This window comes from Streptomyces sp. NPDC047117 (assembly GCF_040643545.1).
Taxonomy (GTDB): domain Bacteria; phylum Actinomycetota; class Actinomycetes; order Streptomycetales; family Streptomycetaceae; genus Streptomyces.
Window position 1 is genome coordinate 177,557 of the sequence record NZ_JBEYUN010000005.1, and the last position, 13,560, is coordinate 191,116.

Consider the following 13,560-nt stretch of genomic DNA (forward strand, 5'->3'; position numbering starts at 1 on the left):
CTTGCCATGGGCGGCGCGATACACGAGACTGTTAACCGAACGAACGGTCGGTTGGGAAGGATGGACATGCCAAGCTCTGCATCCTCGTCGCCGGGCGACACCGCGGCGCCGCTCCCGGAGCAGGACCTCCAGGCGCACTTCGACCGCACCATCGCCCGGGACCAGCGCGTCGAGCCGCGGGACTGGATGCCGGAGGGGTACCGCAAGACGCTGGTCCGGCAGATCGCCCAGCACGCCCACTCCGAGATCATCGGCATGCAGCCGGAAGGCGCGTGGATCACCCGCGCCCCCTCGCTGCGCCGCAAGGCGATCCTCTTCGCGAAGGTCCAGGACGAGGCGGGCCACGGCCTGTACCTGTACTCCGCCGCCGAGACCCTCGGCGCGGACCGCGACGACCTCACCCAGCGCCTGCTGGAAGGCCGGCAGAAGTACTCCTCGATCTTCAACTACCCCACCCCGACCTTCGCCGACGTGGGCGTCATCGGCTGGTTCGTGGACGGCGCCGCGATCTGCAACCAGGTCCCGCTGTGCCGCAGCTCGTACGGCCCGTACGCGCGGGCCATGGTGCGGGTCTGCAAGGAGGAGTCGTTCCACCAGCGCCAGGGGTACGAGCTGCTGCGCACGATGATGCGCGGCACGCAGGCGCAGCGCGACATGGTGCAGGACGCGGTGAACCGCTGGTGGTGGCCGTCCCTGATGATGTTCGGCCCGCCGGACGACGACTCGCCGAACTCCGCGCAGTCGATGGCCTGGCGCATCAAGCGGCACTCCAACGACGAGCTGCGCCAGAAGTTCGTCGACATGACCGTGCCGCAGGCCGAGCTGCTCGGCGTCACCCTCCCCGACCCCGAGCTGCGGTGGAACGAGGAGCGGGGGCACCACGACTTCGGCACGCCGGACTTCGCCGAGCTGATGCGGGTCATCAAGGGCGACGGGCCGTGCAACGCCGAGCGGATGACCCGGCGCCGCAGCGCCCACGAGGAAGGCGCCTGGGTGCGCGAAGCAGCGGCGGCACACGCCGCGAAGCAGGCCGAGCGGGCCCGCGAGGACGAGAAGGAGCACGCCGCATGAGCGGGGACCAGGGCACCAAGGGCCAGTGGCCGCTGTACGAGATCTTCGTACGGAGCAAGCGCGGGCTGAACCACGTGCACGTCGGGTCGCTGCGCGCCGCCGACGACCGCATGGCGCTCACCCACGCCCGGGACCTCTACACCCGGCGGAACGAAGGCGTCTCCCTCTGGGCGGTGCGCAGCGACGACATCGCGGCGTCCACGCCGGACGAGAAGGACCCGTTCTTCGAGCCCAGCGGCGACAAGGTCTACCGCCACCCCACCTTCTACGACATCCCGGCGGACGTCCCGCACATCTAGCCCGCCGGCACGCGATCAGGACCCGACCAGGAGCAGCTAAGACATGGCAGCCGACATCAGTGAGGCCCACGAAGCGGCCGACGATCACGTGTACCTCTCGCTGGCCGACGGCGACGAGGGCGACGCCCGCTGGGCCTTCGGCACGGGCTTCGCCGACCCGCTGCACGGCGTGCCGACGGCCCTGCCCGAGGGCGTGGACGCCGCGGAGCTGGCCGGGGCCTGCGTGGCCCTCGGGGACGACGCGCTGGTCACCGCGCAGCGGCTGGCCGAGTGGTGCACCCGCGCCCCCGAGCTGGAGGAGGAGATGGCGCTCGCCAACATCGGCCTCGACCTCCTCGGCCAGGCCCGGCTGCTGTACGCCCGCGCCGGGCAGGCCGACGGCACGGGCCGGGACGAGGACGCGTACGCCTACTTCCGGGACGCGGCGGACTTCCGCAACGTACGCCTGGCCGAACTGCCCCGCGGCGACTTCGCGTTCTGCGTCGGCCGGCTGCTGGTGCAGTCCGCGTGGCGGTTGGCCGTCCTCGAGCGGCTGGCCGGCTGTGCGGATCCGGTGCTGGCGGCGGTGGCCGCCAAGGGCGTCAAGGAGCTGACGTACCACCGGCAGTACGCGGCGGAGTGGGTCGTCCGGCTCGGTGACGGAACGGCGGAGTCGCACCGCCGGATGACGGCGGCCTGGACGGAGCTGGCCCCCTGGCTGGACGAGCTGTACGCGGACCGCACCTGCGAGGGCTTCGGCGCACCGGCGGCGGAGGCGGCCGAGGCGACCCGCGCGGTGCTCGCCCAGGTCGCGGAGGCGGCCGGGCTGACGGCCCAGGAGGCCGCGCCGGTGCCGGGCTCCGGCCGGGCCGGGGACCGTACGGAACACCTGGCGCCACTGCTCGCGGAGCTGCAGGGGCTCGCCCGGGCCCACCCGGAAGCCGCGTGGTGACGATGGGTACGGCACCGCACGGCACCACGGCTCACCGCCGCATGACATCGGCCGGCACGGCTGCTCGGGGCGGGTCGGCGCGCGACGCCGCCGCCCTGCGCGTGGCGCCGGAGACGCCCGTGACCCGCGCCGAGCGGATCGCCGCCGAGGTGGTCGACCCCGAGCTGCCCATGATCAGCCTCGCCGAACTGGGCGTCCTGCGCGGCGTCGAGGTGTCCGGGGACGGCTCGGTCACCGCCACCCTCACCCCGACCTACTCCGGCTGCCCGGCCATGGCCGAGATGCGGGCGACGCTCGCGGCCCGGCTGCGCGCCGCCGGGTACGCCGACGTCCGCATCGAGACGGTGCTGGACCCGCCGTGGACGACGGACTGGATCTCCGAGGAGGGCCGCCGCAAGCTCGCCGAGCACGGCATCGCCCCGCCGGGGCCGGCCCCGCGCCGCACGGAGGGCCCGGTCCTGCTGGACCTCTCGCCGACCCGCCGGGCCGTGCCCTGCCCGCACTGCGGCTCCGCCGACACCGAGGAGCTCTCCCGCTTCGGCGCCACCTCCTGCCGGGCGCTGCGCCGCTGCCGCAGCTGCCGGGAACCGTACGAGCACGTCAAGGAGATCTGATGACCGCCCCCACCGCGCCCGCCTCCTCCGCCCCGGCGGCGGCCCCGGCCCGCCGGCGCCCGGCGTTCCACTCCCTCCGCGTCGCCGCCGTCGAGCAGCTGACCGAGGACTCCGCCGCCGTCTCCTTCGACGTACCGGACGAGCTGGCCGGGGAGTTCGCGTTCGCGCCGGGCCAGTCGCTGACGCTGCGCCGGGAGATCGACGGCCGGGACGAGCGCCGCTCGTACAGCATCTGCGCCCCGGCAGGCGACACTCCGCGTATCGGCGTACGCGTCGTACCCGGCGGGCTGTTCTCGTCCTGGCTGGTCAACGACGTGCGTCCCGGGGACGTGGTCGAGGTGATGGCGCCCACCGGCTTCTTCACCCCGGACCTCACCGTGCCCGGCCACCACGTCCTGATCGCGGCCGGCTCCGGCATCACCCCGATGCTCTCCATCGCCGCGTCCGTGCTGGCCGCCGACGAGGCCTCGCGGGTCACGCTCTTCTACGGCAACCGCCGTACGTCCACGGTGATGTTCGCCGACGAGCTGGCCGACCTGAAGGACCGTTTCCCCACGCGCTTCCAGCTGGGGCACGTCCTCTCCCGCGAGCCCCGCGAGGCCGAGCTGCTCTCCGGGCGGCTGGACGCGGACCGCCTCTCCGCGCTCATCGGCTCGCTGGTCGACGTGGCCGACGCCGACCACTGGTGGCTGTGCGGCCCGCACGGCATGGTCCGCGACGCGCAAGCGGTGCTGTCCGGCCTCGGCGTGCCCGAGGACCGCGTGCACCAGGAGCTGTTCTACGCCGACGACGAGCCGGTGCGGGAGGCGCGGCACGAAGAGGCGACGGCCGACGGCCCGGTCAGCCAGGTCACCATCACCCTCGACGGCCGGACGACCACCTCCCCGCTCCCCCGCGACCGCGCCATACTGGACGGCGCCCAGCAGGCCCGCCCGGACGTCCCGTTCGCCTGCAAGGGCGGCGTCTGCGGCACGTGCCGCGCGCTGATCCGCGACGGCGAGGCGGACATGCGCCGCAACTTCGCCCTGGAGACCAATGAGGTCGAGGCGGGCTACGTCCTCACCTGCCAGACCTTCCCGGCCTCCGACACCCTGACGGTCGACTTCGACAGCTGACGCCGACGGTCGACCAGGACAGCTGATGCCGACGGTCGGCCTCGACAGCCGGTGCCCGGCCGCGCCGACCACCGACGGTGCGGCCGGGCGCCCGCGTCAGCCGACGATCTCGGTCAGCCCGTCGGTCACATGGCCCTTGATCCGGCAGACGTCGTTGACGGCCCTGACCGGCACGTCGAGGACATGGACGTCCTGCGCCGCGCACGTGTCTCCCGTCGCGGACACGTCTCCCGCGGTGTCTCCGACGTTTCCCGCGAACGCCGCCGCGGCGATCGAGACGGCGACGGTGGTGAACCCGAGCCGAGCACGCATGTCTTTCCTCCAGCACAAGATCATCGATTGCCCCGTCAACGGGCCGGCGCGGCGAAAAGTCACGTCGCCTCCCAAAGCAGGCGAAAGTCACACCACTCAGAGGACTCCCGAGCTGCTCGCCCGGCGGACCCACGCGGTCACGGCCTCCGCGGCCCGGGGACCGACGCCGCCCCCCTGAGCTCCAGCCACGCCGTCAGCCGTACGTCCGGATCGGCCAGGTCCAGGGGGAAGAGTTCGCGGACGCGGCGCAGGCGGTGGCGCAGGGTGTTGGGGTGCACCGTCAGGCGGGCGGCGGCCGCGGCCACGTCGCCGACCTCGGCCAGCCAGGCCAGGACCGTCGCCGCGTAGTCCGTGCCCTGCTCGCGGTCGTGCGCCAGCAGGGCCGTGACACCCGGCAGCCGCAGCCAGGGGTCCCGGGCCAGCTCGTCCCCGAGCCGGTCCAGCAGGATCCGGTGGCGGACGTCCTCGGAGGCGGCCGCCGGGCGCACGTGTCCGTCGCGGGCCGTCGCGCGCAGGACGTCGTCCGCCTCCCGGCGCAGCGCGGCGGGCTGCAGCAGGTCGGTGTGCGGGCGGGTCACCGCGGCCCGTACGCCGTCGCCGACAGCCGGGCGGACGACGGCCAGCGCCGCTTCGGCGAACCGCCGGGCCGCCGCGGCCCCGGTGGCGGGCAGCAGCACGTACGCCGCGTCCACCGTGGCGGCCACGGTCGCCGCCTCCCGGTGCGCGGCGCAGTGCCGCACCAGCACCGATTCGAGGTGGCCGAGCAGCGCGGCGCCGGCCGGGCCCGCGCCGGGCTCCGGCGCGAAGGCCGTCAGGCAGAACTCCTCGCCCGGCCGCAGTCCCAGCCGCTCCGCCGCCTCGTCCGCCGGCGGCCCCGCGCCGTGCAGCACCGCGCGGAAGGCGTCCCGGCGCAGCCGGCGTTCCGTCTCCGGCGAGTGCAGCGCCCGCAGCAGGTGCGGTGCGGCCAGCCGGGCGGCGTCCCGGAGCGCGGCGGCGGCCTCGTCGGACAGCCCATCGGCCGGCTCGATCGCCCAGAGGGTGCCGAGCGGCAGCGCCCCGGCCCGTACCGCGACGGCGGCACGCGCCAGCTCGTCGCCGCAGGCCGGGAAGCGGACGACGCCGGGGGCCGCGAGCACCTCGCGGTACTGGCGGCGCTGCTCGGGGATGTCGGGGACCCTGCGCTGGAGGATGCCGCGCTCGCGCAGGGTGTCGATGCGTTGGCCGGTGACCTTGGAGTACGCGACGACGTTCTGGTCCAGGTCCTCGATGGCCACCGAGCCGCCGGCGACGGCCGCGAGGGTGTCCGCGAGCGCGAACAGTTCGGCGCCGCCGGCCGGTGCCGCGCCGGCCGCGCCGCCGATCCCGTACGCCGCGAGCGCGCAGCTCAGCTCCGCGTCCACCTGCCGCCAGGGCACCGCGTCCCCGGCCGTCAGCACCGCGATCCCGCAGGCCACGGCGGTCTCGGTCAGCCGCGCCGGGTCCTGGCCGCGCTCCTTGACCACCACGGCGGTGAACCCGCGCTCGGCCGCCCGCCGCACCACCGCGCAGGCCCGCGGGTCCGTCACGTCCGTGCCGACGAGCAGCAGGACCGCGGCGGGCGAGGGCGGCAGCGGGTCGCCCGGATCGTGGATCACCGTGCCGCGTACGGGGACGTCCAGTCCGGCGGGAGCGGCCCGCACACGGGCGAGCACACCGGGCGCGCCCTCGACGAGCAGCCGCAGCGTACCGGCGGCCCGCTCCCCCAGCGGCTCGCCCGGGCCCCGGCCGGCCGCCGAGGCCGCACGCGACGGCTTGTGGGAATCGGACGGTGTTGTCGAATCGGACAACGTGCCCCTCGCTTCCTGCGTCGATCGGCCGGGGTGCCGGCCCGTGCGGCCTGCCACGATAGCCGCGCAGCCCACCGCCCCCGCCGCCGCAGCGACAGGAGTCCGCACCCGTGACCGTGACCGACCGGCCCGTTCCGGCCTCCGCCGCCGACCTCGTAGACCTCTTCCCGACCGGCTCCCACCTGGACCGGGACGGTGAGCTGGTGGTCGGCGGCTGTCGGCTGACCGACCTCGCCGAGCGGTTCGGCACCCCGGCCGTGATCGTGGACGAGGCGGCCCTGCGCGCCCGCGCCCGGGAGTACGTACGCGCCCTCGCCGCGCATTGGCCGAACGGCCAAGCTGTCTTCGCTTCCAAGGCCTTCCCTTGCACGGCGGTGATCCGCGTGCTGACCGAGGAGGGCCTGGGCGTCGACGTGGCCGGGGGCGGCGAGCTGGCCGCCGCGCTCGCCGCCGGCGCCGACCCGGCCCGCATCGTCGTGCACGGCAACGCCAAGACCGACGAGGAACTGACCATGGCCGTCGAGGCGGGCGCCGGCACGATCGTGGTGGACAACAACGACGACATCGACCGCCTGGAGCGCCTGGTGCCGGCGGGCGCGGAACAGCGCGTCCTCCTCCGCGTGATACCGGAGGTCGAGGCGGACACGCACGCCGCCATGGCCACCGGGCACCGCGGTGCCAAGTTCGGCCTGGCGGTACCGGACGCGGTCCGCGCGGCCGCCCGGCTGCGCGCGAGCGACCGGCTGCGCCTGGAGGGGCTGCACGCCCACGTGGGTTCGCAGCTGCTGGAGACCGCGCCGTTCACCCGGGCCGTCGAGGCGCTGGGCGCCCTCGGCGAACTGGGCGAGCACGCGGTGTACGACCTCGGCGGCGGTCTCGGGGTGCGCTACACCTACGACGACGCCCCGCCGAGCGTCGAGGAGTACGTCCGCGCCCTCACCGACGCGGCTCGCGCGCAGCTCCCGGACACCGCCCGGCTGATCATCGAACCCGGCCGCTCCCTCGTGGCCGGCGCCGCGCTCACCCTCTACCGCGCGGTGACGGTGAAGCCGGGGCCGCGCACGCTGGTCGCGGTCGACGGCGGCATGGGCGACAACCTGGAGCCGATGCTCTACGGGCAGCGCTTCGAGGCCACGGTCGCCGCGCGGGTCGGCGGCGGCGACCCCTGCGACCTGGTCGGCCGGCACTGCGAGTCGGGCGACACCCTGATCCGCGACGTGCCGCTGCGCGACCCCCGCCCCGGCGACGTCATCGCCGTACCGGTCACCGGCGCGTACTGCTACTCCCTCTCCAACAACTACAACGGCGCCCGCCGCCCCCCGGTCGTCTTCTGCGCCAACGGCACGGCCCACGAGGTCGTCCGCCGCGAGACGTACGAGGACCTGCTGCGCCGGGACGTGGACGTACGGACGGACCGAGTGAACGTACGGGCGGCCCGGGAGGCGTAGCCGCAGGGCGCCGCCTCCCGGGCAGACCGGCAGGTCACCCCTTGTTCTTGGTCCCCTTCTCGAGTTGCTTGGCGAGGTCCAGGTCGACCTTGGTCGCTTCGCGGTAGACGTTGTCGGCCATGTCCGCCAGTCCGGTCAGCTGCTTGTCGATGTCGCCGCGGCCGTCCTCCCAGTTGCCCTCGAAGCTCTCCAGGCTTCCCACGACGCCGTCGTCGCCGATGTCTTCCGAGTAGGACTCGAACATCTTCTTGGTGCCGTTCATGCGGCCCTTGATGGATCGCAGCCGGTCACCAAAGCCTTCGAGCTCGCTCAGCGGTATCGCCAGCCGCTCCTCGTCGCCGCTCACCCGGAACCTCCCCTGCAGCAGTGCTCTCACGCGGTCGTGCGTCATGCCTCATGCGTCACGCCTCATGCGCCATGCGGTCGTGCGAGCAGCCAGCGTAGGCGCATGCACCCACCGCCGCGCCAGCGCTGACTTGCGCGGCCGTAGGGTGGGCCGCTCGGCCACAAGATCGGGTTGCCGGAATCGGGTCACCGGAGGGGAGCGGACGATGAGCCGTGGAAGCGAAGCACAGACCATCGAGCGCAGCGGGTTCCACATCAAGGTGCCCAAGTCCTGGTGGGAGTTCGACATCCGCCCCGCCTCGCGCGACGACACCATCCGGCAGCTCGTCAACGAACGCATCCGGCAGCATCCGGAGTTGGCCGACCACCGGGACGCCTTCACCACCTTCCTCCGGAAGGCCTCCCGCGACGCCTGGCAGTCCGGTGCGCTGTACTGCGGCTGCATGGCGCAGTCCTTCGGCGGCGAGGCGCCCGTCACCGCCTCGGTGACCGTGTCGGTCATCGGCGCACAGACCGACGACGGCGAGATCCTGCCCACCGACCCACAGCTCATCGCCCAGCAGATCACCCCCCGGCAGGCGAAGCGCGAGGGCGATGCGTGGCGCGAGGTCAGCACCGTCGAGATCCCGCAGGTGGGCACCGTGGCGCGGACCCGCGGGATCGAGGACATCGCCGTCCCCGGCGACGAACGCACCATGCGGGCGGTGCTCATGCAGACCTTCATTCCCGTCCCCGAACAGCAGGGCACGGTGGCGCTGGTGTCCGGCAGCAGCCAGGTACTGGGCCTGGCCGACTCCTTCTTCGACATGTTCGACGCCATCACCTCCACGTTCCGCTTCGTATGACGTGCGGGTGACGCCCCCGCCGTACCGCACCCGTCTCACGCCCCGCCGACCAGGCCGTTTCCACCCGTATCCGCCCGGATCCATGGGCCCGCCGAACTTCGCTTCGCTCATGTGAGTGATGAGGGTTTAGGGTCGTCCCGCAAGATCACGTTGGCTGAAATCGAGTACGTTACGGGGGCGTTGACGTGGGCCATCGGCCGACGGACTGGCACGTGCTGGACCTGGAGGGGGACCCGACTCCCGGTGATCCGGAGCGGGTGCGGAAACTCGCCCGCGAGCTCCACGACTTCGCCGAGGACGTCGGTACCGCGCTGCGCCAGATCAGCAACATGGCGTCCGAGGACGCGGTCCAGAAGTGGTCCGGCCGCTCCGCGAAGAAGTTCAAGGAGGAGTTCGACGGCGTCCCCGGCAACCTGCGGAAGCTGCGTACCTCCTACGACATGGCCGGCGATGCCATCGCCGCCTACTGGCCGAAGCTCGAACGTGCCCAGTCCCTGGCCGACCGCGCCCTGAAAAAGGGCCGCGAAGCCCGCGCCGACCTCACCGCCGCCCAGGGCCGGCTGGACTCGGCCACCGACTGGGTCAAGACCGCCACCGCCAAGACCGACGCGTACGACAAGGCCAAGGGCCCCGAGGCCCCGGACGAGTCCAAGGTGCGTGCCGCCACCCGCAACGCCCAGCAGGCCTCGTCCGCCCGCAGCGACGCCCAGGGATCGGTCGACTCCGCCCAGTCGGCCCTGGACGCCGCCAAGGCGATGGCCGCCGAGGCCAAGGAGCTGCGCGAGGACGCCGCCCGGGTCTGCCAGGACAAACTCGACGAAGCCTCCGACGCCGGCATCCAGAACCGCAGCTGGTGGGAGGAGATCGTCAAGTTCGTCACCGACAACTGGGACGCGATCGTCTCCGTCTGCAAGATCATCGTCGCCGTCGTCGGCATCATCGCGATGATCGTCGGTGGCCCGATCCTCGCCGCCATCGTGGTCGTCGCGGCAGTGGTCGTCCTCGCCGACACGCTGTCCAAATTCGCCAAGGGGAAAGCCAGCCTCTTCGACGTCGGCATGGCGGCGCTGGACTGCATCCCCGGCATGAAGGGCCTGACCACGGTCGCGGGGGCCGTCAAGGGCCTCAAGGGAGCGGCCACGGGGCTCAAGACGGCGGCGAAGGCCATACGCTCCGGCGGGCTGCGCAACGCCGTGCGCGCGGGCGGCACGAAGCTGCTGGCGAAGGCCAAGCCGAGCAAGGGCCGGTGCCTCAACGGCGACCCCATCGACATGGTCTCGGGCGAGATGGTGATGGAGGAGACGGACGTCGTCCTGCCCGGCGTACTGCCGCTCGTTCTCCAGCGCACGCACGTGTCCACCTACCGCTGGGGCCGCGGCTTCGGCGAGTCCTGGACCTCCACACTCGACCAGCGCGTGGAACTCGACGCCGAAGGGGCCGTCTTCGCCACGGAGGACGGGATGCTCCTGGCCTACCCCGCCCCCGAACCCGGGCACCCCGTCATGCCGGCGGCGGGCCCGCGCTGGCCGCTGGAGTGGGACGGCTCCCCCACCGGCGCGTTCACCATCTCCGACCCGGACTCCGGCCTGACCCGCCGCTTCGCGCCGCCCCCGGCGATTCCGGAGCGGGGAAGCCACCCCGATGTCCCGGAGCAGGTGACCCTCCTCCTCCAGTCGATCACCGACCGGAACGGCAACGAGATCACCTTCGAGTACGACGACGCCGGCCTGCCTGCTGCCGTACGGGACACCGGCGGCCACCACATCGCCGTCGACACCGCCGACGACCGAATAACGGGCCTCCGCCTGCTGAGTCCGGACGCGGGCCCCGAAGGAATCCGGATCCTGCGGTACGCCTACGACGGCGACGGCCATCTCCGGGAGATCCACAACTCCTCCGGTCTGCCCTTCCAGCTCACCTACGACGACGACGCGCGCATCACCTCGTGGACCGATCGGAACGGCTCCTGGTACCGCTTCAGCTATGACAACGAGGACCGCTGCATCCGTGGCCAGGGCATCAACGGAATTCTGAGCTGCGCCGTCTTCTACGACACCGTCAACCACGTCACCCGGTACACGAACTCCCTCGGCCATACGGCCACGTACCGCTACAACGAGCGGCTGCAGCTCGTCTCCAGCACCAATCCGCTCGGCGAGTCGCTGACCAACGAATGGGACGGCAACGACCGGCTGCTGTCCCAGACCGATGCCCTCGGCCACACGACCGGCTACGCCTACGACGCGGCCGACAACATGACGCGCGTCACCCGCACCGACGGCCGCACTGTCGAAGCCACCTACAACGAGCTGGGCCTGGCGACCGAGAGCGTGGACGCCGACGGCGGGATCTGGCGTCGCGAATTCGACTCCTGCGGCAACCTCACCGCCCTGACCGACCCGGCCGGCGCGGTGACGCGCTACACGTACACCCCCGCAGGCCACCTGGCCACGGTCACGGACGCGCTGGGCCACACCACCAGCGTCACGTGCGACCCGGGCGGGCTCCCCCTGGAGATCGAGGACGCGCTCGGCGCCGTCACGCGGTACGAGCGTGACGCCTTCGGCCGCCCGGTATCGATCACAGACCCGGCCGGCGCCACGAGCCGCACCGAGTGGACGGTCGAGGGCAGGCCGGCCCGACGCATCGGCCCCACCGGTGCGGAGGAGCGGTGGACGTACGACGGCGAAGGCAACTGCGTCAGCCACACCAGCTCCACCGGTGCCACCTCCCGCTTCGAGTACGCCTGCTTCGATCTCCTCACCACCCGCACCGACCCCGACGGCGCGCGGTACGCATTCGCCTACGACACCGAGCTGCACCTCAGCCGCGTCACCAACCCCCAGGGCCTGACCTGGGACTACACCCTCGATCCGGCCGGACGTCCGGTGGCCGAGAGCGACTTCGACGACCGGTGTGTCAGCTATGAGCACGACGCGGCGGGCCGGCTCACCGCCCGCACCACCCCGGCGGGCAAGACCATCCGCTACGAGCGGGACGTCCTCGGCAGGGCCGTCCGGAAGGACGCAGCCGGCGCCGTCACCGCGTACGCCTACGACCCGGCCGGACGGCTCGTCTCCGCCGACGGGCCGGAGACCGAGCTGCGCATCGAGCGCGACCCCATGGGCCGCGTTGTCACGGAAACCCTCAACGGCCGCACCACACGCCACATCTACGACCGGCTCGGCCGCTCGGTGAGCCGGGTCACCCCGTCCGGCGCCGTCTCGGAGTTCGCCTACGACGCGGCCGGCAACCGGACGTCGGTGACCGCCTCCGGCCGCACGCTGGAATCCGCCTTCGACGCCGCCGGACACGAGGTGCGGCGCTCCGTCGGGGAGGTCGCGCTCGACCAGGTCTGGGATCCTGCGGGCCGCCTCGCCTCCCTGTCCGTGGCCGGCATCGACCGTGCCTACACCTACCGCGAGGACGGGCCCCTCGTCGGCATCGACGACAGCCTGCGCGGCCCGCGCCACTTCGACGTCGACCCCATGGGCCGAGTGACGGCCGTACACGCCTCCAGCTGGACCGAGCAGTACGCCTACGACGCCGCCGGCAACCAGACGTCGGCCGACCTGCCCCGGCCCGCGGAGGAGGCGGGTACACGCTCATACGCCGGTACGCGGCTGCTGAGTGCGGGCCGGAACCGCTACGAACACGACGACGCCGGACGCCCCACCGCCCGCACCCGGACCACTCTCTCCGGCAAGCGCGAGACCTGGCACTACCGGTGGGACGCCGAGAACCGTCTCACCTCGGTGACCACCCCGGACGGCACCCGGTGGCGCTACCGGTACGACCCCCTCGGCCGCCGCGTCGCAAAGCAGCGGCTCGACGACGCCGGCGAGGTCGCCGAGCAGGTGGACTACGCGTGGGACGGCGGCACCCTCATCGAGGAGACGACCACCGTCACCGGCGCCCCGCAGGAAGTCACCCTCACTTGGGACCACGACGGTCTCCACCCCGTGGCCCAGACCGAGCGGATCACCGACGCGATATCGCAGCGGGAGATCGACGCCCGCTTTTTCGCCATCGTCACCGACCTGGTGGGCACCCCGACCGAACTGCTCGACGAGACGGGCGGCATCGCCTGGCGCAGCCGCTCCCTGCTGTGGGGCTCCACCACCTGGAAGCGCGGCGCGACCGCTTACACGCCGCTGCGCTTCCCGGGTCAGTACGCCGACCGCGAGACCGGGCTGCACTACAACGTCCACCGCTACTACGACCCCGCCACGGGCCGCTACCTGACTCCCGACCCCCTCGGCCTCCTCCCCGCCCCCAACCCGGCAACCTACGTCGACAACCCGCACACCTGGTCGGATCCGCTCGGCCTGGCTCCCAAGGGGTGCACGGACAGTGGCGGCTGGTACGGCGGCATGACTCCGGCCCGGGACGGAAACGAGATCAACCACATGCCGGCCAAGTCGGCGTACAAACATCTCGCCGTGCCGAAACTCACTCCGCACATGGGCCCCTCCATCCGTATGGAGAAGCCGGACCACAGGCTGGTGACCAGTACCGGCTACGGCCGCGAGGCTCGCGAATGGCAGCAGAAGCAACGCGACCTCATCAATGCGGGGCGTTTCGACAAGGCGATGAAGATGGATATCGACGACATTCGCAGTCGCTTCGGAAATAAGTACGACCAGCACATCGCCGATATGGTGGCTAGCCTTCCGCACAACGCTGGTCTTCAGGAAGTGCTCAGCAGCAACGGCTGGACCATCGACTACAACCTGCTCAAGTGAGGGGCGACC

Annotated in this window: 11 protein-coding genes; 8 read left to right on the forward strand and 3 right to left on the reverse strand. The window is 72.6% G+C overall.

Features of this window, described 5'->3' with window-relative positions:
* Positions 1 to 66: 66 nt before the first annotated feature.
* From paaA to paaE, 5 genes are read left to right on the forward strand one after another with little or no spacing between them, the layout of a single operon-like run.
* Positions 67 to 1,071, forward strand: a complete 1,005-nt coding sequence (gene paaA, locus ABZ840_RS11535) for a 1,2-phenylacetyl-CoA epoxidase subunit PaaA (RefSeq protein WP_361557043.1) — start codon at positions 67 to 69, stop codon at positions 1,069 to 1,071.
* Positions 1,068 to 1,370 (forward strand): 1,2-phenylacetyl-CoA epoxidase subunit PaaB, encoded by a 303-nt coding sequence (gene paaB, locus ABZ840_RS11540; protein ID WP_361557046.1) that lies wholly within the window; start codon positions 1,068 to 1,070, stop codon positions 1,368 to 1,370. The genes paaA and paaB overlap by 4 nt, the downstream gene beginning before the upstream one ends.
* Positions 1,371 to 1,413: 43 nt before the next feature.
* Complete coding sequence (paaC, locus tag ABZ840_RS11545; RefSeq protein ID WP_361557049.1) at positions 1,414 to 2,301, forward strand: 1,2-phenylacetyl-CoA epoxidase subunit PaaC; 888 nt, start codon at positions 1,414 to 1,416, stop codon at positions 2,299 to 2,301.
* Entirely contained in the window at positions 2,295 to 2,915 is a 621-nt protein-coding gene (paaD, locus tag ABZ840_RS11550; RefSeq protein ID WP_361557052.1) for a 1,2-phenylacetyl-CoA epoxidase subunit PaaD, read from the forward strand. Before paaC ends, paaD begins: the two co-directional genes overlap by 7 nt.
* Positions 2,915 to 4,030 (forward strand): 1,2-phenylacetyl-CoA epoxidase subunit PaaE, encoded by a 1,116-nt coding sequence (paaE, locus tag ABZ840_RS11555; protein ID WP_361557055.1) that lies wholly within the window; start codon positions 2,915 to 2,917, stop codon positions 4,028 to 4,030. Before paaD ends, paaE begins: the two co-directional genes overlap by 1 nt.
* A gap of 96 nt (positions 4,031 to 4,126) precedes the next feature.
* On the opposite strand, the gene ABZ840_RS11560 is transcribed toward paaE, so the two are convergent.
* Both ABZ840_RS11560 and ABZ840_RS11565 read right to left on the reverse strand, forming a co-directional pair.
* Complete coding sequence (locus tag ABZ840_RS11560; RefSeq protein WP_361557058.1) at positions 4,127 to 4,342, reverse strand: hypothetical protein; 216 nt, start codon at positions 4,340 to 4,342, stop codon at positions 4,127 to 4,129.
* A 137-nt stretch (positions 4,343 to 4,479) separates the two neighbouring features.
* Positions 4,480 to 6,168, reverse strand: a complete 1,689-nt coding sequence (locus ABZ840_RS11565) for a helix-turn-helix domain-containing protein (protein WP_361557065.1) — start codon at positions 6,166 to 6,168, stop codon at positions 4,480 to 4,482.
* 110 nt (positions 6,169 to 6,278) lie between these two features.
* Here ABZ840_RS11565 and lysA point away from each other — a divergent pair, with 110 nt between their 5' ends.
* The gene (gene lysA / locus ABZ840_RS11570) at positions 6,279 to 7,616 is read left to right on the forward strand and encodes a diaminopimelate decarboxylase (protein ID WP_361557068.1); all 1,338 of its coding nucleotides are present in this window, start codon (positions 6,279 to 6,281) and stop codon (positions 7,614 to 7,616) included.
* Between the two features lie 34 nt (positions 7,617 to 7,650).
* On the opposite strand, the gene ABZ840_RS11575 is transcribed toward lysA, so the two are convergent.
* Positions 7,651 to 8,007 carry a hypothetical protein gene (locus tag ABZ840_RS11575; RefSeq protein WP_361557071.1) on the reverse strand — a complete coding sequence of 119 codons (357 nt, stop codon included), beginning with the start codon at positions 8,005 to 8,007 and terminating at the stop codon, positions 7,651 to 7,653.
* A gap of 160 nt (positions 8,008 to 8,167) precedes the next feature.
* On the opposite strand from ABZ840_RS11575, the gene ABZ840_RS11580 reads away from it, so the two are divergent.
* Both ABZ840_RS11580 and ABZ840_RS11585 read left to right on the forward strand, forming a co-directional pair.
* Positions 8,168 to 8,806: a hypothetical protein gene (locus tag ABZ840_RS11580; RefSeq protein ID WP_361557074.1), complete on the forward strand. Its 639-nt coding sequence runs from the start codon at positions 8,168 to 8,170 to the stop codon at positions 8,804 to 8,806.
* A gap of 185 nt (positions 8,807 to 8,991) precedes the next feature.
* Positions 8,992 to 13,551: an RHS repeat-associated core domain-containing protein gene (locus tag ABZ840_RS11585; protein ID WP_361557077.1), complete on the forward strand. Its 4,560-nt coding sequence runs from the start codon at positions 8,992 to 8,994 to the stop codon at positions 13,549 to 13,551.
* Positions 13,552 to 13,560: the final 9 nt, after the last annotated feature.

Excerpts from the sequence above, each read along its gene's own strand:
- paaA (WP_361557043.1), top strand. The coding sequence starts at position 67 with ATGCCAAGCTCTGCATCCTCGTCGCCGGGCGACACCGCGGCGCCGCTC.
- paaB (WP_361557046.1), top strand. The coding sequence starts at position 1,068 with ATGAGCGGGGACCAGGGCACCAAGGGCCAGTGGCCGCTGTACGAGATC.
- paaC (WP_361557049.1), top strand. The coding sequence starts at position 1,414 with ATGGCAGCCGACATCAGTGAGGCCCACGAAGCGGCCGACGATCACGTG.
- paaE (WP_361557055.1), top strand. The coding sequence starts at position 2,915 with ATGACCGCCCCCACCGCGCCCGCCTCCTCCGCCCCGGCGGCGGCCCCG.
- ABZ840_RS11560 (WP_361557058.1), bottom strand. The coding sequence starts at position 4,342 with ATGCGTGCTCGGCTCGGGTTCACCACCGTCGCCGTCTCGATCGCCGCG.
- ABZ840_RS11575 (WP_361557071.1), bottom strand. The coding sequence starts at position 8,007 with ATGACGCACGACCGCGTGAGAGCACTGCTGCAGGGGAGGTTCCGGGTG.
- ABZ840_RS11580 (WP_361557074.1), top strand. The coding sequence starts at position 8,168 with ATGAGCCGTGGAAGCGAAGCACAGACCATCGAGCGCAGCGGGTTCCAC.